Raw genomic sequence first — 21,437 nt, forward strand, 5'->3', positions numbered from 1 at the left:
AAAACTCCTGAACAAAACCAATGCGACCAGCGAACAGTATTCATGGCGTCAGTCAACCGCTTCGCGCATCCATTGCTGGAGGGTCTTGATTGAATGCTCGGAGCTGACGCCACAGTTGGGATCGACCACCAGCGGCCCCGGTTTGTAGCCTTTGGATTTCAGCCCGCGCTGAACACTTTCGACGAGGCGGATGTCCTCGGCGACGGTGGTTTCGCGATCCTGCACGGCGAGACCGCGGATCACCGGGTCTTCGGCACCATCCACCGTGAACCAGCCGCGCCAGACGGTGCAGGTGTCGTGGCTGTCGGCGCGCCAGTGGTAGGTGTTGAGCACATTGCCCGGATAGCATTGAAACGAGAACATCGGCCACAGGAACCAGCTTTGATAATCGCCCGCATGGGGCACGCTGAGATCGATGGGATAGGTCATCTTTTCGGGCGGCTGGCATTCGGTGACATGGCGCAGCACGTAGCCGCCGCCTGCGTCGGGCTGGATGTCATAGGTCTCGGGTTTGATGACGCCTTCGGCAAAGGTCGCGTGGTTCATCGGGCAGTGGTAGCATTCAGAGTAGTTTTCGACCGAGACCTTCCAGTTGCATTTCTCGGGGCATTCGACCCATTCGAGCGGCGCCAGATCACGGATGTGTGGCACGTAGTCGGCAATCTCTGCGCGCACGCCGGGGTACCAGTCGTCCATGGGTGCGGCGTCGTCGTCGAGATTGACAAAGAGGAAGCCGTGAAAATCCTCGCTTCGCACTTCGGTCAGGCAAATCTCTGAGGTGTCGAACCCCGGAACCGATTTGATGTTCGGCCCGGCGCGCAGGCCGCCGGTCAGCTCATAGGTCCAGGCGTGATAGGGGCAGACCACTACGCGGGTGTTGCCCGCGCCGGTCACCATTTCATGCGCGCGGTGCTGGCAGACATTGTAAAAGACGCGCACAACTTTGTCCCGGCCGCGGATAGCAAAGAGGCTTTGGTCGGCAATGGTAAAGGCCTGATAGTCGCCAACATTGGGGATTTGCGACAGGTGCAGGGCATATTGCCAACTGCGCGAAAGCAGCCCTCGCATCTCGTTTTCATAGATCGCGGGGTCGGTGTAGTAACGGGCGTCCAGTGAATGGGTCAAAGGTGCATTCATGACGGTTCCTCATGGTAAATGCCGAGCTGATGGCGGCGCTGGTGGAACTTTTCGACACGGGTCACGATCTCGGGTGAGGCCGTGGCAATGACGAAGCTAAGAAGCGTTTCCAGTAGTGCGATGGTCGAGACCGACGAGGGAAAGAATTGTGGCGTGTCCGCAGCCACCACAAATCCGAAATCCGCCGCCCGGATGATGGGCGAAGCCAGGGAGTCCGAGATGCCGACCACGCGCATCCCCTGTTCTTTTGCGACCTGGACCGCCGAAACCACCTCTTGTCGATAGGGGGCGCAGGTGATGGCGATCAGCACGTCACGTTCGTCCGCCCAGGCGATGTCGTCGATGGGCGTTGAGCCAGCGCGCGGGATCGCGTGGAACTGCACCATGCCGGTCGAGGCGAGATAGGTGAAATTGCGGGCGTTGGAGTTATTGACCCCGACCCCCAACGTAAAGACCCGGCGCGCGCCCCAGATGGCCTCGGCGGCGGTGCGCAGGTCTTCTTCGGAGATACCGGCGAATGTTTCCTCGATATTGCGCAAGGCTGACGTGACCATATCGGCGTAAAGCCCGCCCAGCGCACCCTGGGCGCGAATGTCCTGCAACCAGCGGGCGCGGTCGGGAAACGAGGCCTGCCCGCGCCGGATCGCTTCGCGGAACGGTTCGCGGAAATCGTCGTAGCCTTCGAATCCCACTTGCCGCGCCATGCGCACCACGGTGTTGGGTTTGACCTGCGCGGCCTCGGCAATCTCGCGCACGGTCGAGACCCCCACATCCCGAGGGTTTTCAAGCACATAGCGCGCGGCCTTTTGCGCCTCGGGGGTGAGGTCTTCGTATTCGTCTGACAGGCGGGTCAGGACGGTATTTGATACATTTGTGTCATTCATGATTGACGATGGTACAAATGATTGCTTAGCCTGTCGAGAAGAAATGCGACTCGATTAACAGGAACTTTGAGATGTCGAAAAAAGACCTGCCCGCCACCGCGCGCGTTGTCATTGTTGGCGGCGGTGTGATGGGCTGCGGCCTTGCCTATCATCTGGCCCACGAGGGTTGGGGCGAGGACACTGTGCTGTTGGAAAAGGCCGAGCTGACCAGCGGCTCCACATGGCATGCGGCGGGGCAGATCACCCATTCCACCAGCTCTTATGGCCTGGGCAAGATGGTGGATTACAACATCGGCCTTTATTCCGGCGCGCTGGAGGCTGAGACCGGGCAAGCCGTGACATGGCATGGCTGCGGATCGTTCCGGCTGGCCTATACGAACGATGAGATGGACTGGCTGCGGCACACTCTGTCCGTGGGACGTGCGCTGGGGTTCAACATCGAACTGGTGGGGCCGGAGTTCATTGCTGAAAAGCACCCCTTTTACAATCTCGAGGGCGTGTTGGGCGCGCTCTACACGCCGGATGATGGCCACGTGGACCCGTCGAATGTGACCATGGCGATGGCCACGGGCGCGCGTCAGAAAGGTGTGCGGATATTCCGCCATTGCCGCGCCACCAACATCACGCAGAACGATGCGGGCAAATGGGTGGTTGAGACCGAAAAGGGCACGATTGTTGCCGAACATGTGGTCAACGCGGGCGGCACCTATGCCCGGCAGATGGGCGAATGGTCGGACCTGCAACTGCCGATGACCTCGATGACGCACCATTACTTTGTCACCGAAGAGGTGCCAGAGTTTCAGGACCTTGACCGCGAGTTGCCGGTGATCCGCGATGACAAACAGGTTTCGGGCTATATCCGGATGGAGCAGAAAAAGGGCCTGATCGGGATTTACGAGAAAGAGAATTCGAACTCGGTCTGGCATGACGCATGTCCGTGGGACTATGAAAACTGGCTGTTCGAGGCGGATTATGACCGGGTGATGCCCTGGCTGGAAAACGCGCTGGAGCGGATGCCGATCTTTGCCGACCTGGGGATCACGCGCGAGGTGCATGGCGCGATCTCGCACCCCCCCGATGGCAACCCGATGGTGGGGCCTGCGCCGGGCGTGCAGAATTACTGGTGCTGCTGCGGCACGCAGATCGGCATTGGCTGGGGGCCGGGGCTGACCCGCGAGCTGGCGAAATGGATGGTACATGGGGCCGCCGACATCAACATGCGGGACTATGATCCGCGCCGCTTTGGCGCTTATGCCAAAAAGGACTGGCAGGTCATCAAGGCGCATGAGGATTACAAGCTGCGCCACGAGATCCCGTTTCCGCATTTCAACCGGCTGGAGGGGCGACCGATCAAGCCGTCGCCTTTGTATGAGCTGCTGAAGGAAAAGGGCGCGGTTTATGAGGAGGTATTCGGCCACGAACGCCCGCGCTGGTTTGCCCGCGATGGCGTGGCGCAACAGGATCACTATTCGTTCCGCCGTAATGCGGTCTTTGACATGGTGGCTGCCGAATGCCGCGCGGTGCGCGAGCGGGTTGGCATCATGGATGTGACCGCCTTTACCAAGGTGCTGGTTGAAGGCCCCGAGGCTTATGCGCTGCTCGACCGGCTCACGGCCAACCGCATGCCGCAAAAGGATGGCTCGATCACGCTGACGCATATGCTGAACCGGCGGGGGCGGGTCGAGCTGGAGACCACCATCGTGCGGATGGCCGAGGATCGCTATTACCTCGTCTGTGCGGCCTTCTTTGAACAGCGGTTGGTGGATCACCTGAGCCACAACCTCAATGGCGCAGACGCCACCATCACCACCCTCTCCGAGGATTGGTCGGCGTTGTCGCTGAACGGTCCCCGCGCGCGGGATGTGCTGGCGCAGTGCACCGATGCGGACCTGACGAATGCCGGGTTCCGCTGGCTGTCGGCGCAGGAAATCACCGTGGCGGGGTATAAACTCTGGGCGTTCCGCATGTCTTATGCCGGGGAACTCGGCTGGGAGCTGCACATGCCGGATGCGGCCTGCGTGGACGTCTACAATGCCCTCTGGGCGGCAGGCGAGGCGCATGGCATCGAGAACTACGGCTCTTTCGCGATGAACAGCCTGCGCATGGAAAAGGCCTTTCCGGGGGCCGGCGAACTCACCAACGAAGTCACCCTGCCCGAAGCCAATGTGATGCGGTTTGTCAAACTCGAAAAAGACTACCTCGGGGCCCAAGCCACCCGCGCCAGCGCCGAAAACCCGGAACGCCCATGGGTCTGCGCCTATCTGGAAATCGACCCGGATGGGGTCGAAGACGGCCACGGCGGCGAGGCCGTGATGCTGGACGGAAAAGTCGTCGGTTCGACAGCTTCTGTCGCCTACGGGCATTCCGTCGGCAAAATTCTCGCCTTTGCTTACCTCAAGCCCCATGCCGCAATTCCCGGCACTGAGGTCACGGTAATCATCGCCGGAGACCCGCGTTCGGGCCGCATTCTTGCTGAGGCCGCCTATGACCCCAAATCCCTACGCCCAAGAACAGACGCGGTGATGGAGGCGGCAGAGTAAACCCGGCTTCTTTTGGCCAAAAATATCCCGGGGGAGTCGTCGCTTTTTGCCTGCAAAAAACGACGGCGGGGGCAGCGCCCCCTCCCCGGCCCGCAACAAAGGACAACGCGCATGACACTCCCTGCCACGATGAAAGCCATGGTTCTGATGGGCCACGGTGATCTTGACCAATATCACTGGCGCACCGATTGGCCGACCCCCAGCCCGGCGCCGGGCGAGGTTCTGATCCGGGTTGGCGCCTGTGGCATGAACAACACCGACGTCAACACCCGCTCGGGCTGGTACTCCAAGGCGGTGGACGAGGCGACCACGGGGGGCGCTTTTGACGAGGTGAACGACGAAGACCCCACATGGGGGGGCCGCCCGCTGACCTTTCCGCGCATTCAGGGCGCGGATGTCTGTGGCGAGATTGTTGCCGTGGGCGAGGACGTTGACCCTGCCCGCATCGGCGAACGCGTCATCACCGACAACTGGCTGCGCGACCCGGACGATCCGGGCAACATGGACAAGACCGGCTATTTCGGCTCGGAAATGGATGGCGGCTATGCCGAGTACACGGTGATCCCTTCGACCAACGTGATCGCGGTGAGATCCGACCTCAGCGATGCAGAACTGGCGACATTTTCCTGCTCTTACTCGACCGCCGAGGGCATGTTGACCCGCGCCAATGTCGGGGCAGAGGATACGGTGCTGGTGCCCGGTGCCTCGGGCGGTGTGGGCGGCGCGCTGGTGCAGCTGGCCAAGCGCCGCGGCGCACGGGTGATTGCCCTGGCCTCCGAGGCGAAACACGCGGATGTGGCCGCATTGGGCCCGGATCGTATCCTGCCGCGCGGGCCGAAAGACCTGCGGGCCGCGCTTGGGGATGAGAAGATCACCGTTGTGGCCGATGTCGTGGGCGGCGATTACTGGCCCAATCTGATCGACATTCTTGAGCGCGGCGGACGCTATACCTGTTCCGGGGCCATCGCGGGGCCAATGGTCAATCTCGATCTGCGCACGTTTTACCTGCGCGATCTGACGTTCACCGGCTCGACTGTGATTGATCCGGCCGTGACGCAAAACCTGGTGACATACATCGAGGCAGGTGAGATCAAGCCAGCATTGGCAGCCACCTACCCGCTGTCCGAGCTGCGCGAAGCCCAGGCCGCCTTTATCGCCAAGGAACACACCGGCAATATCGTGGTGCTGCCATGAGCGGGCTCGTCGCAGTTCTGGAGGCGGCGCAGGCCCTGCACGCCGATCATGACGCCCTTGGCACCTATGCGCCCTGGCCCGGGGATCTGACCCCGGCCAACCTGCCTGCCCGCGCCATTCCAGCCACGGATATCATCGCCGACACGGCATTTCAGGGCAGCGAACGGACCCAGCCGCTGATTGACGCGGTGCGCGCGGCTTCGGGGTTGGCATCCTGGAAGCGCACCTACACCGAGGAAGAGGTCGGCGCCGACTTCCGCAACCGCTATGGTTATTTCGAGTTGTTCGGGCCAACGGGTCATTTCCACAGCACCACCTTGCGCGGCTATATCGCCTATTGGGGCGAAGGCCTGACCTATGACTGGCACAGTCACGAGGCCGAAGAGTTGTACCTCTGTCTGGCGGGCGGGGCCGAATTTCACCGCGCCGACGGGTCTGTCACGCTGGAGCCGGGGCAGACACGGGCGCATGACAGCTGGCAAAGCCATGCCATGACAACTCATGACCAGCCCATCCTGACCTTTGTGCTGTGGCGCGGTCCGGGATTGGCAGACCTGCCGAGGATGGACAGATGACCCACCCCGCGTTTCAGACCCTGTTACAAGAATTTCGCGTGTTGCATGGCGCGGAGCCTGCGCTGCAGGCGTTTTGCGATCTGCCCGAGGTGCTGACCCCACAAGAGGTCATCCCCCACCACATCCCCGCCGCCACGCTGATGGAAGAGGACCCGAACCTGTCCGCCCTGCCCAGCACGGCGGCCCTGCGCGACGCCTTTATCGCCGCCAGCCCGGTCGCCCAGTGGCGCGAGACCTACAAGGGCACGCGCATGGGGGCGGATTTCATGCAGCGCTTTGCCTGTTACTGCCTGATCGGGGGTGGCGGACCCTTCGCGGCCCCCGAAATGGGCGCCTATGTCGTCTACATGCCGCCGGGGCTCTATTACCCCTATCACCACCATCCGGCGGAAGAGATTTACTACATCCTTGCCGGGGAGGCCGAGTTCCTGATGGACGGTGCAGCGCCCAAAACCCTGGGCGCGGGCAGCCATGTGTTCCACCCGTCCAACCGCCCCCACGCCACCCAAACCCACGAGACGCCCTTTATGGCGCTGGTGTTGTGGCGCGGCGATATGGGCGTAAAGCCGGTGCTGACCTACCCCGAGGGCGACAGATGAAGATCACCCGCATCCGCCTCTACAAGACACCGCTGCCTTATGTGGGCGGCACCTATGTCTGGGGTGCGGGCAATGCGATTGCCACCGCCATGGCCAGTGTCGTGGTGGTGGATACGGATGCCGGGGTGCAGGGGTGCGGCGAGTTCACGCCCTGTGGCGAGAACTATATGGTGGCGCATTCCGAAGGGGTCGAAGCCTTTGCCCGTCTCGCGGCCCCGCAGTTGTTGGGCGAGGACCCGCGCCAGCTGGGCCGCATGGAGCGGTTGATGGATCACATCGTGCAGGGGCATGGCTATGCCAAGGCGCCGTTTGATGCGGCGTTCTGGGACATCCTCGGGCAGGCTTGCGCGCAACCGGTGTGGATGCTGATGGGCGGCAAGCTGACGGATGGCGCGCCGATGTACCGCGTGGCGCCGCAGAAATCCGTGGCCGAGACCATTGCCGAACTGCAAGAGCACCGGGCCAGCGGCTATCGGCAGTTCCAGATCAAGGTGGGCGGCGACTGGGTCACCGACATCGACCGCATTCGCGAGGTCGTGCCGCTGTTGAAACCGGGTGAAAAGGCCATGGCAGACGCCAATCAGGGCTGGCGGGTCGACAATGCCATCCGCGTGGCGCGCGCCACCCGCGATCTGGACTTTATCCTCGAACAGCCCTGCCACACATACGAAGAATGCCAGCAGGTGCGGCGCGTGGCCGAACAGCCGATGAAGCTGGATGAATGCGTCACGGGCATCGACATGGCCCGACGCATTGTAAATGACCGTGGCGCCGAGATCTGCTGCCTGAAAATCTCAAACCTTGGTGGATTGTCCAAGGCCCGCCGGGTGCGCGACTTCCTGATCGATCACGGCATTCCGGTGGTCGCCGAGGACACATGGGGCGGACAGATCACCACCGCCGCCGTGGCGCATTTTGCCACCTCAACCCCACCCGAGATGCTGATCAACTCGACCGACCTGATGAACTATAACACGGCCAGTACCGGGATCGGCGGGCCCACCGTGGCAGACGGCAAGCTTTTTGCCACCGACACGCCGGGGCTGGGCGTGACGCCGGATTTCGACAGCCTTGGCCCCCCGATCGCAACCTACGAGGCCCCCTGATGTGCACCTGTAATGCCACCCAAATGATTGACGATGCCCGCGTTCGGGTCAGCCGCTTTGACCTTGCCCCCGGCGAGGAAACCGGCTGGCACGTGCATGCGTTCGACTATGTCATCACCGCGATCACCGACTGCCACATGCGGCTGGAATTGCCGGGGGGCGAGGTGACCGAGGTGACCGTGCCCGCAGGCACCGCCTACCGCCGCGAAGCAGGCGTTGAACACAATGTCATCAACGCAGGCGATACCCCCATGTCCTTTGTCGAGGTTGAGCTGAAATGAAAATCACCCGCATCACCGTTTTCCACGTCGATCTGCCGCTCGAGCATCCCTATTGGCTGTCGGGTGGACGGCTGAAGTTCGAGGTGCTGGATGCCACGCTGGTCAAGGTCGAGACCGACGCAGGTCTGACCGGCTGGGGCGAAGGCACGCCCTGGGGCCACACCTATGTGCCTGCGCATGGCCCCGGCATCCGCGCTGGGATTGAAACCATGGCCCCCTTTGTCCTCGGGCTGGACCCGCGCCGGGTGCTGGATGTGGAACGCGCCATGGACCTTGCCCTGCCCGGGCACCTCTATGCCAAATCCCCCATCGACATGGCCTGTTGGGACATTGCCGGACAGGCGGCGGGCCTGCCGATTGCCGACCTGATGGGCGGTGGCAGCCGCACGCCGCGCGCCATTGCCTCGTCCGTCGGGGCCAAGACCGTGGACGAGACCCGCGCCGTGATGGACCGCTACCGCCAGCGCGGCTATGTCGCCCATTCGGTCAAGATCGGCGGCGACGTGGAACGCGACATCGCCCGCATCCGCGATGTGGAATCGATCCGCCTGCCGGGGGAAATCGTGCTCTATGACGTCAATCGTGGCTGGACCCGCCAACAAGCGCTGCGCGTGATGCAGGCGACCGAAGACCTGCAGGTGATGTTCGAACAACCCGGTGAGACGCTGGACGACATCGCCGCCATCCGCCCGCTGCACAGCGCCCCGGTCAGCGTCGATGAAAGCCTTGTCACCCTGCAGGACGCCGCGCGCATTGCACGCGACGGGCTGGCCGAGGTCTTTGGCATCAAACTGAACCGCGTCGGCGGTCTGACCAAGGCCGCCCGCATGCGTGACATTGCACTGGCCCACGGCATCGACATGTTCGTGATGGCCACCGGTGGCTCGGCGCTGGCCGACACCGAGGCGCTGCATCTGGCCGCCACCATCCCCGACGCCAACTGCCACGCGGTCTGGGCCTGTCAGGACATGCTGACCGTGGACATCGCGGGCGGACGCGGTCCTCGAAACATCGATGGCCACCTGCACCTGCCGGAAACGCCAGGCCTGGGCGTAGCCCCTGACGAAGACGCTCTTGGCGCCCCCGTCGCGTGTTACGAGACCCCCTGATGCTTCTTTTGGCCAAAAATATCCTGGGGGGTGAATGGACCAAAGGTCCAGAGGGGGGCAAGGCCCCCCTGCCCCAGGCGACGCCGAAGGCGGCGCAACCCCATGGAGACGCCCCATGAAACTCACCCGCATCACCGCCTGGGAGGTGCCGCTGACCAGCCATGAAACCTATTACATGGCAGATGGCAAAACCTGTGACACGACGCTCTCGGTCATCGTCCGCCTCGACACTGACGCGGGCCTGACGGGCTGGGGCGAGGTCTGCCCGATCCCGCACTATCTGCCCGCCTATGCCAAGGGCGTGATCCCGGCCATCCAAGAGATGCTGCCCGTCCTGATCGGCGCTGACCCCATTGGTCCCGAAGCGCTGATGGAGCGGCTCAACAAGCATCTGATCGGCCACGAATACGCCAAATCCGCGCTGGACACGGCCCTGTGGGATCTGACCGCGCAAGCCGCCAGCCTGCCACTCTATGCCTTGCTCGGAGGGCGCGCCGTCAGGGACATGCCGCTTTATCACTCGATCACCTGTGTGGCCCCGGACGAGATGGCGCGCATGGCGCGCGAGGCTTTTGAACAGGGCATGCGGCAGTTTCAGGTCAAACTGGGCGCTGACACCGATTGGCAGGCCGATGTGGAACGCCTGACCAGGGTGCGCGCAGAGGTGGGCCCCGGCCCGCGGGTCTATGGCGACTGGAATTGCGGCGCGGATGCGCTGACCGCGACCCGCGTGGGCCGCGCGGTGGCGCATCTCGACGTGATGCTGGAACAGCCCTGCGCCACGCTGCAGGAATGCACCCATGTGCGCGCCGCTACCGGCCTGCCGATGAAACTGGACGAAAGCGCGCATGACATGGCCTCGGTCATTGCCGGGCATCAGGCGGGATGCATGGATGCCGCCGCGCTGAAACTCTCGAAGATGGGTGGGCTTTCCAACATGCGCCGCATCCGCGACCTCTGTCTCACGCTTGGCACGCAGATGTGTATCGAGGACACCTGGGGCAGCGACATCACCACCGCCGCCGTGCTGCATCTGGCCGCGGCCACGCCCGCGCGTGGCCTGATGAACACCTGCGACCTCAGCCACTATGTCGGCCCGCGTCTCGATCCCATGGCTCCCAGCCGTCAAAACGGTCGCATCGCGCCACCCGAAAGCCCCGGACTGGGCGTGGCACCGGACCCCGACAGGCTTGGCCCGCCCGCGGCCATTTTCGACTAAATCTTCGTATTGCCAAAAATACTCCCGCCGGAGGCACCCAAATGAGCGATCTTTCCAACACGTACCCAACCCACGATCCCGACTGGGTGCGCGACATGCACGCCGACCACTATCTGCAAAGCTGGTCAAAACAGGGTGGCCGCCCGCGCGTCATCACCGGCGCCAGCGGCTCGTGGTTCTGGGACAGCGACGGCAAGCGGTATCTCGATTTCCAATCGCAACTGGTCAATGCCAACCTCGGCCACCAGCACCCGAAAATCGTGCAGGCGATCAAGGATCAGGCCGACAAGCTTTGCTACATCGGCCCTGCGATGGGGTCGGACGTGCGCAGTGAGCTGGCGGCGATCATGAATGAGATCACGCCGCCCAATATCACCTCGACCTTTTTCACCACCGGTGGCTCCGCCGCCAATGAGACCGCCATTCGGCTGGCCCGCCACTACACCGGCCGCAGCAAGATCATTGCCCGCTATCGCAGCTATCACGGCGCCACGGGCGGCACACTGAGCCTGACCGGAGACCCGCGTCACCACCTCACGCGCGCAGACATGCCGGGCGTGGTGCGCATGCTGGACCCCTATCACTATCGCTGCCCGATGGGGCACGCGGACCAGACCAAATGCCCGGTCTGCCAGGGGGGGCCGCATCTGGAAGAGCTGTTGATGTACGAGAACCCGCAGACCGTAGCGGCGGTGATCCTTGAGACCGTGGTGGGCACCAATGGCATCATCGTGCCCCCGGACGGCTACCTGCAGTCCATCGCCGAAACTTGCCGCAAACACGGCATCCTGCTGATCTGTGACGAGGTCATGGCGGGCTTTGGCCGCACCGGCAAATGGTTCGCGCTGGATCACTGGGGGATCGAACCCGACATCATCACCAGCGCCAAGGGCATCAACTCGGGCTATGTTCCCTTGGGCACCATGTCAGTCTCCAAAGAACTGCATGACTGGATGCGCGACTATCCTTTGCCCGGAGGGCTGACCTATGCGGGCCACCCGCTGGCCTGTGCCAGCGGTGTCGCCGCGATCCGCGCCATGCAGGAAGAGGATACGCTGGCCCATGCCACGGCGATGGGGGAAAAGCTGCGGGCAGAACTGGCCAAGCTGGCCGAGAAACACCCATCGATCGGGGATATCCGGGGGCTTGGCATGTTCAACGGCATCGAGCTGGTCAGGAACCGCGAGACCCGCGAGCCGCTGGTGCCCTTTGCGGCCAAGGGCGCAGCGGCCCAGCCGATGAGCGACATGATGGGCTTTGCCATGACCAACGGTCTCTACCTGTCCTTTTATTCAAACGTGATCCGCCTGACCCCGCCCCTGAACATCAGCCAGGACGACATGATGACAGGGCTTGAAATCCTGGATCGCACGCTGGAAATCGCCGACCGGCACTATACCGGGTAACACATGCAGGGGTGCGGATGTGGTGCACCTCTGCCGCCAGCCCCCCATATTTTGTGAAGTTTCTGTGAAACGCGGTTGCTCAGGCGCGGCCACATTGGCTATTCTGTCGGCAAATGAAGCGTAAGACTGCAGGCAAACGGGCGGGTCGCATGACCGTTCACATGAGCAAATCCAGACCGATCCGCCTGAGAAAAGGCCACAAGACCGATTTGCGCACGCAATTCGGGGCATTGGTCTATCGTGTCAAGAAAGACAAGCTGCAGATCCTGTTGATCACCACACGCCGCACCCAAAGCTGGTCGATTCCCAAGGGCTGGCCGATGAGCGGCAAAACCCCTGCCGAGGCCGCCGCCCGGGAAGCCTGGGAAGAGGCCGGGGTCAAGGGCGTGACCCATGATCAGCCGCTGGGCTATTACACCTATTCCAAGGTCGTCGAGACGCGGGGCGGCGAGATGCCCCTGCCGATCTTTGTGGCTGTCTACCCGCTGGCTGCGCAGGAGGTATTGGACGACTTTCCCGAGTGCGACCAGCGCAAACGCAAGTGGATGAGCCCGAAAAAGGCGGCCTTTGCGGTGCGCGAACCGGAACTGGCGCAGATTTTGCGCAACTTTGATCCGCGCCGCCTGCGGTAACCGCGCGGGCCCCTTGGCAATTTGCTTGATCGTGGTCGGGAGCCGCCCTATTTATGGTAGACCCCAGAGGCGCAAGGCAGCCATGATCCAATACACGCTCAAATGCTCTGAAGATCACCGGTTTGATAGCTGGTTTCAGTCGGCTGAAGCTTTTGACAAGCTGAAGGCCGCGGGCATGGTGACCTGTGCGATCTGCGGAGACAACACGGTGGAAAAGGCGATGATGGCGCCACGGGTGCGCCCGGCGCGCAAGGCCGCCGCGCCACAGGCCGAGGCCCCGGCCCCCGGCCCGCTGAGCCAGCCGTCGAATGATGTGGAGCAGGCGCTGGCACATCTGAAAAAGCAGGTCGAGGACAACTCGGACTATGTGGGCATGAATTTTGCCAAAGAGGCCCGCGCCATGCATGTTGGCGACACGCCCGAACGCGCGATCTATGGCGAGGCCAAGCTGGACGAGGCCAAGGCCCTGATCGAAGACGGTATTCCCGTCGCGCCGCTGCCGTTTCGTCCGGGGCGCAAAACCAACTAGGGAAACAGACACATGCATGTGGTGATTACCGGCGCGAACCGGGGGATTGGTCAGGCGCTTGACAGCCGTTACCGCGCGGCGGGCCATGATGTGACCGGCACGGCCCGCTCTGGCGGCGAGTTCCTGCAGCTGGACGTGACCAAGCCCGAAGACCACAGTGCCATGGCGCGGGCGCTCGACAGCCGTGCGGTGGATCTGTTGATCTGCAACGCGGGCGTCTACCTCGACAAGGGTGAGAACCTGGCGGATGGCTATCCGGCCGAGATGTGGGCCCAGACCTTTGCCGCCAATGTCACCGGCGTGTTTCAGACGGTGCAGGCGCTGTTGCCGAACCTGCAGATGGCGCAGGCCCCGAAGATCGCGATCATCTCGTCACAAATGGCGAGCCAGGAACGCGCGCCGGGTGGCTCGTATATCTATCGCGCCTCCAAGGCGGCGGTGCTGAACGTCGGGCGCAACCTCGCGCAGGACCTGCGCCACATCGGCATCGCCGTGGGCATTTATCACCCGGGCTGGGTGAAGACCGACATGGGCACCGGGGCCGCCGACATCACGGTCGACCAGAGCGCCGACGGGCTGGTCGCGCGCTTTGCCGATCTGGATATGAACAGCACCGGCTGCTTTCTGACATGGGACGGTCGCCCGCATCCCTACTGAGGCAGGCCGTGTTGCCGCAAGTGCGCGGTCAGGTCACCGCGCACCCGTGCCGTGAGCAGTGTCACTCAAAAGCGTCGATGGTTTCCCGGATGGCAATGTCGACCGCGCCGGCCAGCAGCATACCCGGATCATCGTCACAGGCGTCCTCGAGTTCTTCTGTGAACTCATCTGCAAGCCGCGCCTGATCCGCTTCGTCGGGTATAGTTTTGACCACGTCTATCTGGCGATTGTACAGTGACACCATCGCCATGAGACGCACGATGTCAGCGACTTTAGCATCGTCATCGCTGTAGATGTCGATCACGCTTTCGCAGCTGTGGTGCATGTGCGGCATCGCCAGATTGATAATCTTGTCCATTTCCTCGTCAGCGAGTGCCGCGCCACTGAATGCGCAAGTGCAGGCGGCGGAAACTGCCAGGCTTCCCAAAAGTTTTTTCATGTCAAAACGTCCGTTTTCTAAGCGTTGAAAGTGTTTCTGAGGCAGTTAGCCGTCACTTGGTTGCGCCAGCGATTGCGCCGACCACTGCCCCGGCCCGGGCCCCCTTGCTGCCGCCAACAATGTAGCCGACACCGGCCCCGACGACAGCACCACCCACGGTGTTTTTCGTACGCTGGCTTTGGGCTTCAACCGGGGATGGCAGTGCCAGACCCAGGCCAAGTGCAAACGTCAACGCCACCAGAAATTGCGACTGAAAACGCGTCATATCTCTATCTCCTTTTTGTGTGGAAGAGAGTCATTGCGTGACACCCCGCTTGGAAACATAGGTTTCGGCTGGGTTGAAAAAAAGACACTGATTTGTCGCAGGGGGTGATCGCGTGTCATCAGCCTGATCGCGCCATGATTCAGCGACACGTCATCGGCTTGCCGTCGGACAAGGAGCGGCGCCATGCGCTCCGGGTTGGAAATCGCTTCGAAACCGGCCTGCGACACGCCACCCCGCTTGCCTCTTTCGTCCCTTGCGCGTAAACCCCGCTGCGAACCAAGAGCAAGGAAGTCCCATGCCCGTTCTCGTGATGAAATTCGGCGGCACCTCGGTCGCCAATCTCGACCGCATCAAGCGCGCCGCCAAACGTGTCGGCGTCGAAGTGGCCAAGGGCTATGACGTGATCGTCATCGTTTCGGCCATGTCCGGCAAGACCAACGAATTGGTCGGCTGGGTGAACGAGACCTCGCCCCTGTTTGACGCCCGCGAATATGACGCGGTGGTGTCCTCGGGCGAAAACGTGACTGCCGGCCTGATGGCGCTGACCTTGCAGGAAATGGACGTCCCGGCGCGCAGCTGGCAGGGCTGGCAGGTGCCGGTCATGACCACCAGCGCCCACTCGTCTGCCCGGATCGAAGACATCCCGCCGGAAAACATCATGGCCAAGTTTGGCGAAGGCATGCGTGTTGCCGTGGTCGCGGGCTTTCAGGGCATCAGCCCCGAGGGCCGCATCACCACGTTGGGGCGCGGTGGATCTGACACCACGGCGGTGGCCTTTGCCGCAGCCTTTGGGGCCGAACGCTGCGACATCTACACCGATGTGGACGGGGTTTACACCACTGACCCGCGCATCTGTTCGAAAGCCCGCAAGCTGGAAAAAATTGCCTTTGAAGAGATGCTGGAACTGGCCTCACTGGGGGCAAAAGTGTTGCAAACCCGCTCGGTCGAGCTGGCAATGCGCTACAAAGTGAAACTGCGGGTGCTAAGCTCGTTCGAAGAACAAACCGATGAGGCAGGCACCCTGGTCTGCGATGAGGAGGAAATTATGGAATCCAACGTAGTTGCCGGTGTCGCCTATAGCCGCGACGAAGCCAAAATGACCCTCATCTCGGTCGCTGACCGTCCGGGGATCGCTTCGATCATCTTTGGCTGCCTGTCGGATGCGGGTGTGAATGTCGACATGATCGTGCAGAACATCTCGGAAGAGGGTCGCACCGACATGACCTATTCCCTGCCCACCGATCAGGTAAAGCGCGCCGAACAGGCGCTGGCGGAACTGAAGGACTCGGGCGGGTTGAACTTTGCCGACCTCGACGTCGACATGGATGTCGCCAAGGTGTCAGTGGTCGGCATTGGCATGCGCTCGCAGTCGGGCGTGGCGGCCAAGATGTTCAAGGTGCTGTCGGACGATGGCGTCAACATCAAGGTCATCACCACCTCGGAGATCAAAATCTCGGTACTGATCGACCGCAAGTACATGGAACTGGCCGTGCAGGCGCTGCACGATGCCTTTGAGCTGGAAAAAACTGGCTGACCCGTTTCGCTGATGACACAAAAGAATGCGCCTCCGACCGGGGCGCTTTTTTTTGCCTATGAAAAAGGCGAAAACCTGCCCCAGGGCAGGGTTCCGACAAATCAGTCTGAAAAACGCGTTTCGATTCAGGCGCGCATGTGATCTATTCACAGCGAACACAACCCATCAGGGAATTCGCGGGGGGCCATGGCCGAACGTACCGGATCTGAAAGCCGCAAGCTGCTGGGCCGCTTGCGCGAGGCGCTGGCTGAGGACAGCGCCGGTCAAGCACGTCTCGACAACGTGACCCATCTGATTGCGGATTCAATGGGGACCGAGGTTTGCTCGATCTACCTGTTTCGCGACTCGGAAACGCTGGAGCTCTGCGCCACCGAAGGGTTGAACCCAGAGGCCGTGCACCAGACCCGCATGCGCGTTGGCGAAGGTCTTGTGGGCCGCGTGGCCAAGACCTCGCGCATCGTGAACACGGCGGATGCGCCCTCGGCCAAGGGGTTCCGCTACATGCCGGAAACGGGGGAAGAGATCTATTCCTCGTTCTGCGGCGTGCCGATCCAACGGCTTGGTGAAAACCTCGGCGTGCTGGTGGTGCAGTCGAAAGAGGCGCGCGATTACCTGGCAGACGAGATCTACGGGCTGGAAGTGGTCGCCATGGTGCTGGCCGAGATGACCGAACTGGGCGCCTTTATCGGTGACAATGCCGCCATGGGCGCCCTGCACCAGCAGTCGGTGCTGTTCCAGGGGGCCTGTGCCCAAGAAGGTGCCGCCGAGGGCCATGTCTGGCTGCACGAGCCGCGGGTGGTGGTGACCAATCCCATCGCCGACGACCCGGACGCCGAGCTGCAGCGCCTGCACGACGCCACCGATCAGCTGCGCGTGGGCGTTGACCGGATGCTGGACGGGGCCGCGGGCGGCGACAAAGAACAATTGCAGGTGCTCGAAGCCTATCGCATGTTTGCCAATTCCAAGGGCTGGATGCGGCGCATGGAACAGGACATCTCGCAAGGCCTGTCCGCCGAAGCGGCGGTCGAAAAAGAGCAGAACACCGCCCGCACCCGCATGGAGCAGGTGACCGACGCCTATCTTCGCGACCGGCTGCACGATCTTGATGACCTGTCGAACCGGCTGTTGCGGATCCTCACCGGACAAGGCGCGGAAACCGGCGCGGACCTGCCTGCCGACCCGATCCTGATTGCCCGCAACATCGGGCCTGCCGAACTGCTGGAATATGGCCGCAACCTCAAGGGCATCGTGCTGGAAGAAGGCTCGGTCGGAAGCCACGCCACCATCGTGGCCCGCGCCCTGGCGATCCCCCTGGTGATCCATGCCGACCGCGTGACCACCGAGGCGCTGAACGGCGACCATATCATGGTGGATGGTGACGCAGGCAGCGTGCACCTTCGGCCTGACGAAAACGTCGTCACCGCCTTTCGCGACAAGATGGCGATGCAGGCCAAGGCACAAGAGCGCTATGCCTCGATCCGCGACAAGAGCGCGACGTCGCTGGATGGCATCACCATCGCCATGCACATGAACGCCGGGCTGATGGCGGACCTGCCCAGCCTGGACGGATCGGGCGCCGAGGGCGTCGGCCTGTTCCGCACCGAATTGCAGTTCCTGATCCGCAACCAGATGCCGAAACGCATGGAGCTGGCCCAGCTGTATTCCAGCGTGATGGATGCGGCCCGCGGCAAGCGCGTGGTGTTTCGCACGCTCGATATCGGCTCGGACAAGGTGCTGCCCTATATGACGGCGCAGGACGAGCCCAACCCGGCGCTTGGCTGGCGCGCCATTCGCGTGGGCCTCGACAAGCCCGGCGTCATGCGGATGCAGCTGCAGGCGTTGCTGCGCGCCGCCAACGGGCGCCCCCTGACGGTGATGTTCCCCTTTGTGGCGCAGTCGGAAGAGTATTTCGCAGCTGTGGCCGAAATGGAAAAGGCCAAGGAACGTGAGCGGGTGCTGGGCCACCCCCTGCCCGAGACGCTGGAGTTGGGCGCGATGCTGGAAACGCCGTCGCTTGGGTTTGCGCCGCAGAAGTTCTTTGAAGAGGTCGGGTTCCTGTCGATCGGGGGCAATGACCTCAAGCAGTTCTTCTTTGCCGCCGACCGCGAGAATGAACGGGTGCGCAAGCGCTATGACACGCTGAACGTCAGCTTCCTGACATTCCTTGAAGGCATCGTGAACCGCTGCAACTCGACTACGCGGCAGACCCCGCTCAGCTTTTGCGGAGAAGATGCTGGCCGCCCGATCGAGGCGATCTGCCTGGCCGCCATGGGACTGCGCACCCTGTCGATGCGTCCGGCATCAATCGGCCCGGTCAAGAGCCTGATCCGGCGCACCAATCTGGGCGAGCTGCGGCAGGTGATCGTGGACGCCCGCGAGCGCGGCGATCAATCAGTACGTCCTGCCGTGATGGAATACCTGCGCGGGCCGAACTGACGACATGCGCCCGGTTGGGCGCAGGGCCTGCGGCGCGAGTATTTTTGGCAAGATGAAGAATGGGTATGCGCTACCCCGGCGGGCCTGACCGCTTGGTTGTCGGATTTTTCCTGTCGGGGCTTCGCTTTGCACGCCCATCGGCTCTCCAGCCTGTGGCGCGGTTCAAGTTTGCCGCAACAGGGTTATTCAAGCGTGAAAGCGCCTTCATCTTGCCAAAAATACTCCCGCCGGAGGCTCCGACAATTGCCTCAGGCGCTGCCGCCGGAGAGGCGCGCAGGCTCCATTCTGCGTTTCAGTTCGGCCACCAGCACGTCATGTGAAACGCCGCTATCGATCGAGAGCTTGCGCAGCCCGAAATGCACATGGGCGATTTCCTGGTAATAGCCGAGGTAGGCGTAGTTCACCGTGGCACCTGCCACAGCGCCCAGCACCGGCACGGCCTGGGCCGCAAGTTTCTGCCCCAGAACCACCGCGAGTTTCGGAGTGACCTTGGCGATCACTGTCTGCATCGTGCCACTGGTCAGCGCCAGCCGGGCCGAGACAAAGCCCATATCCGCGCCGTCATCCTTGGCCATGGGGCCCGCCGCGCCAAACACCTGCACACAGTCGAACTGTATGTTTTCCGCTGCCGGATCAAAGCCGAGCTTCACGGCCTCGCCCTGGATTGCGCGCAGCAGAACGGTGGTGGTCACCGGGATCTCGGCCAGGGCCGTGGGCGCGCCGCCAACGCCGCCTACGGCGCCCAGGGCACTGGCCACGGCGGCATTCAGCCAGCCGACCTGATCGCCCACCACGCTGCGCGAGCCATGCGCCAGTTTCATCGCCGTGAAGAGCGCCCTTTCGGTTGTGCCTTCAAGCCCGTCGCGCACCGGTTGGGGCAGGTGGTCCAAAAGACCCTCGGCCCCGCCGCCAAGGGCGTTCAGCAACTCAAAGCCAATGCCGCCGGCATTGCGGTAGCGTGAAATCAGGCGCTCAAGCTCGGCCTCGGTTGCGACGCCCAAGCCATTGTGGGCCGGTACTATCAAATCTTCTGCCATGGCATATAGATTGGCAGTGTGGCGGGTTTGTTCAACCCTTGTCCCAGCGGATCACGTCGCCGGTGACCCCCTGCCAGGCGTCCGGGGCAAGGTCCTGACCCAGCACCCGGTCGGGGTTTGTGGGCGGGGGCATGACCACGCCGTAGAGCCGCGAAAAGCCAAAGCGGCGATAGTATGGCTCGTCCCCCACCAGCATCACGCGGGTCCAGCCCAAGGGCTGCGCCAGCATCAGGCTGTCGCGGATCAGGAGGCCGCCGAGCCCTTCGCCCTGGCGGGTCGGGTGCACGGCCACGGGGCCCAGGAGCAGCGCGTCCTCGGTGCCGACATGCACCGGCCAGTAGCGAATCGCGCCACCCAAAACGCCATCCCCATCGCGCGCCACCAGCGACAGGCCCGCCACCGGCGGCACACCATCGCGCAGGCGATAAGAGGACAGGGCCTCGCGCCCCGGTGCAAAGCACAGGTCATAGAGGGCTTCGACCTCCCACCAGTCCGCGTCTTGTTCCACTGTCAGCCGGTACACCGGGCCTGCCCCATTCGTTTTTTCGTGGAAACCGCCCTAGCATGGAGATAGGTCTTGGGCAAACCAAAGGAAAGTTAACAGATGTTCTATCGCCCGAAAGACGGACACGGCCTGCCGCACAATCCCTATAATGCGCTGATCGCGCCGCGCCCGATTGCCTGGATTTCGACACAGGATGCAGAGGGGGTGCAGAACCTCGCGCCCTATTCGTTTTTCAACGGCACCGCCTATGTGCCGCCGCAGGTGATGTTTGCCTCGACCGGCACCAAGCCGGATCAGGAGAACGGCAAGGACACGCTGGCCAATATCCGCAGCACGGGGGTGTTCTGCATCAATATCGTGGCCGAGGCGATGAAGGATGCGATGAACATCTCGACCACCGGGTTTGACAAGGATGTGGATGAATTTGCCCGGGCAGGCCTGACGGCGGTGCCGTGCGAGACCATTGCCTGCCCCCGGCTTGAGGATGCGCCAGCCAGCATGGAATGCGAGGTGACGCAGATCCTGCAGATGAAGGGTGAGAACAACTATGTTGTGCATGGCGAGGTGGTGGGTATCCACATGCGTGACGATTGCATCATCGATGGGATGTTTGACGTCTCGACCTTTCGCCCGCTGGCGCGGCTGGGCTATCGCGACTACTCTGTGGTGGACAACACCTTTACCCTTGCCCGCCCGGACGACTGACCATGCCCCTGCCCGACCCGTCACGCCGCACTCCGATCACGCTGCCGGACGGGTCTGACCACGCGGGCACCGTGTTCCTGTCCCAGGCGATTGACCACCCAAGGTTTCAGGTGGGGGCGTTCAGCTATGCCTCGGACTTTGACCCGCCTGAGGATTGGGCCAGCCGCCTTGCGCCTTATCTGTTTGCGTTTTCCGAAGAGACCCTGCGGATCGGCGCGTTCTGCCAGATTGCCCACGGGGTGCGGTTTCTGACCAGTTCGGCCAACCACGCGACGAATGGGCTGAGCTGTTACCCTTTCCCGATTTTCGATAGCCAGAACATGGAAGCCTTTCAGCCGGACACGCGTGACACGGTGATCGGCAACGATGTCTGGATCGGTTACGGCGCGTTGATCCTGCCGGGCGCGCGGATCGGGCACGGCGCCATTATTGGCGCCGGTGCAGTGGTGCGCGGCACGGTGGCGGATTATGCCATCGTGACCGGCAATCCCGGGCGCGTTGAGCGCAAGCGCTTTGACGAAGACACCATCGCGCGGCTTCTCGCCCTGGCGTGGTGGGATTGGCCAGTGAGCCGGATCGAAGCCGCCCTGCCCGCCATCATGGCCGCAGATGTGGCGGTGTTAGAGACCATCGCGCGAACGCCCTGAC

General features: G+C 62.7%; 22 protein-coding genes. 16 read left to right on the plus strand and 6 right to left on the minus strand.

Features of this window, described 5'->3' with window-relative positions; translation table 11 throughout:
* Positions 1–48: 48 nt before the first annotated feature.
* The gene (locus EK369_RS10080) at positions 49–1,137 is read right to left on the minus strand and encodes an aromatic ring-hydroxylating oxygenase subunit alpha (protein WP_127114111.1); all 1,089 of its coding nucleotides are present in this window, start codon (positions 1,135–1,137) and stop codon (positions 49–51) included.
* A complete protein-coding gene (locus tag EK369_RS10085) occupies positions 1,134–2,021 on the minus strand; it encodes a MurR/RpiR family transcriptional regulator (protein ID WP_127114112.1) in 888 nt (295 codons plus the stop codon). The genes EK369_RS10080 and EK369_RS10085 overlap by 4 nt, the downstream gene beginning before the upstream one ends.
* Before the next feature lie 71 nt (positions 2,022–2,092).
* Here EK369_RS10085 and EK369_RS10090 point away from each other — a divergent pair, with 71 nt between their 5' ends.
* From EK369_RS10090 to EK369_RS10145, 12 genes are all read left to right on the plus strand, one after another.
* Entirely contained in the window at positions 2,093–4,561 is a 2,469-nt protein-coding gene (locus tag EK369_RS10090) for an FAD-dependent oxidoreductase (protein WP_127114114.1), read from the plus strand.
* A 111-nt stretch (positions 4,562–4,672) separates the two neighbouring features.
* Positions 4,673–5,755, plus strand: coding sequence for an alcohol dehydrogenase family protein (locus EK369_RS10095; RefSeq protein WP_235871392.1), 1,083 nt, complete (start codon positions 4,673–4,675; stop codon positions 5,753–5,755).
* Complete coding sequence (locus EK369_RS10100; protein ID WP_127114116.1) at positions 5,752–6,330, plus strand: dimethylsulfonioproprionate lyase family protein; 579 nt, start codon at positions 5,752–5,754, stop codon at positions 6,328–6,330. The genes EK369_RS10095 and EK369_RS10100 overlap by 4 nt, the downstream gene beginning before the upstream one ends.
* Entirely contained in the window at positions 6,327–6,929 is a 603-nt protein-coding gene (locus EK369_RS10105) for a dimethylsulfonioproprionate lyase family protein (protein ID WP_127114118.1), read from the plus strand. Before EK369_RS10100 ends, EK369_RS10105 begins: the two co-directional genes overlap by 4 nt.
* Positions 6,926–8,035: a mandelate racemase/muconate lactonizing enzyme family protein gene (locus EK369_RS10110; RefSeq protein ID WP_127114120.1), complete on the plus strand. Its 1,110-nt coding sequence runs from the start codon at positions 6,926–6,928 to the stop codon at positions 8,033–8,035. The genes EK369_RS10105 and EK369_RS10110 overlap by 4 nt, the downstream gene beginning before the upstream one ends.
* 23 nt (positions 8,036–8,058) lie before the next feature.
* The gene (locus tag EK369_RS10115) at positions 8,059–8,316 is read left to right on the plus strand and encodes a cupin domain-containing protein (protein ID WP_127114122.1); all 258 of its coding nucleotides are present in this window, start codon (positions 8,059–8,061) and stop codon (positions 8,314–8,316) included.
* Entirely contained in the window at positions 8,313–9,425 is a 1,113-nt protein-coding gene (locus EK369_RS10120) for a mandelate racemase/muconate lactonizing enzyme family protein (RefSeq protein WP_127114124.1), read from the plus strand. Before EK369_RS10115 ends, EK369_RS10120 begins: the two co-directional genes overlap by 4 nt.
* Before the next feature lie 115 nt (positions 9,426–9,540).
* Entirely contained in the window at positions 9,541–10,644 is a 1,104-nt protein-coding gene (locus EK369_RS10125; protein WP_127114125.1) for a mandelate racemase/muconate lactonizing enzyme family protein, read from the plus strand.
* Positions 10,645–10,685: 41 nt separating this feature from the next.
* Positions 10,686–12,050: an aminotransferase class III-fold pyridoxal phosphate-dependent enzyme gene (locus EK369_RS10130; RefSeq protein WP_127114127.1), complete on the plus strand. Its 1,365-nt coding sequence runs from the start codon at positions 10,686–10,688 to the stop codon at positions 12,048–12,050.
* A gap of 161 nt (positions 12,051–12,211) precedes the next feature.
* A complete protein-coding gene (locus EK369_RS10135) occupies positions 12,212–12,682 on the plus strand; it encodes an NUDIX hydrolase (protein ID WP_235871393.1) in 471 nt (156 codons plus the stop codon).
* A gap of 82 nt (positions 12,683–12,764) precedes the next feature.
* Positions 12,765–13,211: a DUF1178 family protein gene (locus EK369_RS10140; protein ID WP_127114131.1), complete on the plus strand. Its 447-nt coding sequence runs from the start codon at positions 12,765–12,767 to the stop codon at positions 13,209–13,211.
* Between the two features lie 12 nt (positions 13,212–13,223).
* Positions 13,224–13,868, plus strand: coding sequence for an SDR family NAD(P)-dependent oxidoreductase (locus EK369_RS10145; RefSeq protein ID WP_127114133.1), 645 nt, complete (start codon positions 13,224–13,226; stop codon positions 13,866–13,868).
* Positions 13,869–13,929: 61 nt separating this feature from the next.
* On the opposite strand, the gene EK369_RS10150 is transcribed toward EK369_RS10145, so the two are convergent.
* The gene (locus EK369_RS10150) at positions 13,930–14,307 is read right to left on the minus strand and encodes a YmgD family protein (protein ID WP_127114135.1); all 378 of its coding nucleotides are present in this window, start codon (positions 14,305–14,307) and stop codon (positions 13,930–13,932) included.
* Positions 14,308–14,359: 52 nt separating this feature from the next.
* Positions 14,360–14,572: a YMGG-like glycine zipper-containing protein gene (locus tag EK369_RS10155; protein WP_127114136.1), complete on the minus strand. Its 213-nt coding sequence runs from the start codon at positions 14,570–14,572 to the stop codon at positions 14,360–14,362.
* Between the two features lie 295 nt (positions 14,573–14,867).
* Between EK369_RS10155 and EK369_RS10160 the strand changes: the two genes are divergently transcribed.
* Together EK369_RS10160 and ptsP are read left to right on the plus strand one after the other, a co-directional pair.
* Positions 14,868–16,106: an aspartate kinase gene (locus EK369_RS10160; RefSeq protein ID WP_127114137.1), complete on the plus strand. Its 1,239-nt coding sequence runs from the start codon at positions 14,868–14,870 to the stop codon at positions 16,104–16,106.
* Positions 16,107–16,292: 186 nt separating this feature from the next.
* Entirely contained in the window at positions 16,293–18,542 is a 2,250-nt protein-coding gene (gene ptsP / locus EK369_RS10165; protein ID WP_127114138.1) for a phosphoenolpyruvate--protein phosphotransferase, read from the plus strand.
* A 248-nt stretch (positions 18,543–18,790) separates the two neighbouring features.
* Here ptsP and EK369_RS10170 read toward each other — a convergent pair whose 3' ends face one another.
* Together EK369_RS10170 and EK369_RS10175 are read right to left on the minus strand one after the other, a co-directional pair.
* Positions 18,791–19,579: an EcsC family protein gene (locus EK369_RS10170; protein ID WP_127114139.1), complete on the minus strand. Its 789-nt coding sequence runs from the start codon at positions 19,577–19,579 to the stop codon at positions 18,791–18,793.
* A gap of 31 nt (positions 19,580–19,610) precedes the next feature.
* Complete coding sequence (locus EK369_RS10175) at positions 19,611–20,102, minus strand: GNAT family N-acetyltransferase (protein ID WP_127114140.1); 492 nt, start codon at positions 20,100–20,102, stop codon at positions 19,611–19,613.
* A gap of 81 nt (positions 20,103–20,183) precedes the next feature.
* Between EK369_RS10175 and EK369_RS10180 the strand changes: the two genes are divergently transcribed.
* Together EK369_RS10180 and EK369_RS10185 are read left to right on the plus strand one after the other, a co-directional pair.
* Positions 20,184–20,789 (plus strand): flavin reductase family protein, encoded by a 606-nt coding sequence (locus EK369_RS10180; RefSeq protein ID WP_127114141.1) that lies wholly within the window; start codon positions 20,184–20,186, stop codon positions 20,787–20,789.
* A 2-nt stretch (positions 20,790–20,791) separates the two neighbouring features.
* Positions 20,792–21,436: a CatB-related O-acetyltransferase gene (locus tag EK369_RS10185; protein WP_127114142.1), complete on the plus strand. Its 645-nt coding sequence runs from the start codon at positions 20,792–20,794 to the stop codon at positions 21,434–21,436.
* The last annotated feature ends 1 nt before the right edge of the window (position 21,437 follow it).

Source organism: Shimia sediminis (genome assembly GCF_003990645.1).
Classification (GTDB): Bacteria; Pseudomonadota; Alphaproteobacteria; order Rhodobacterales; family Rhodobacteraceae; genus Shimia; species Shimia sediminis.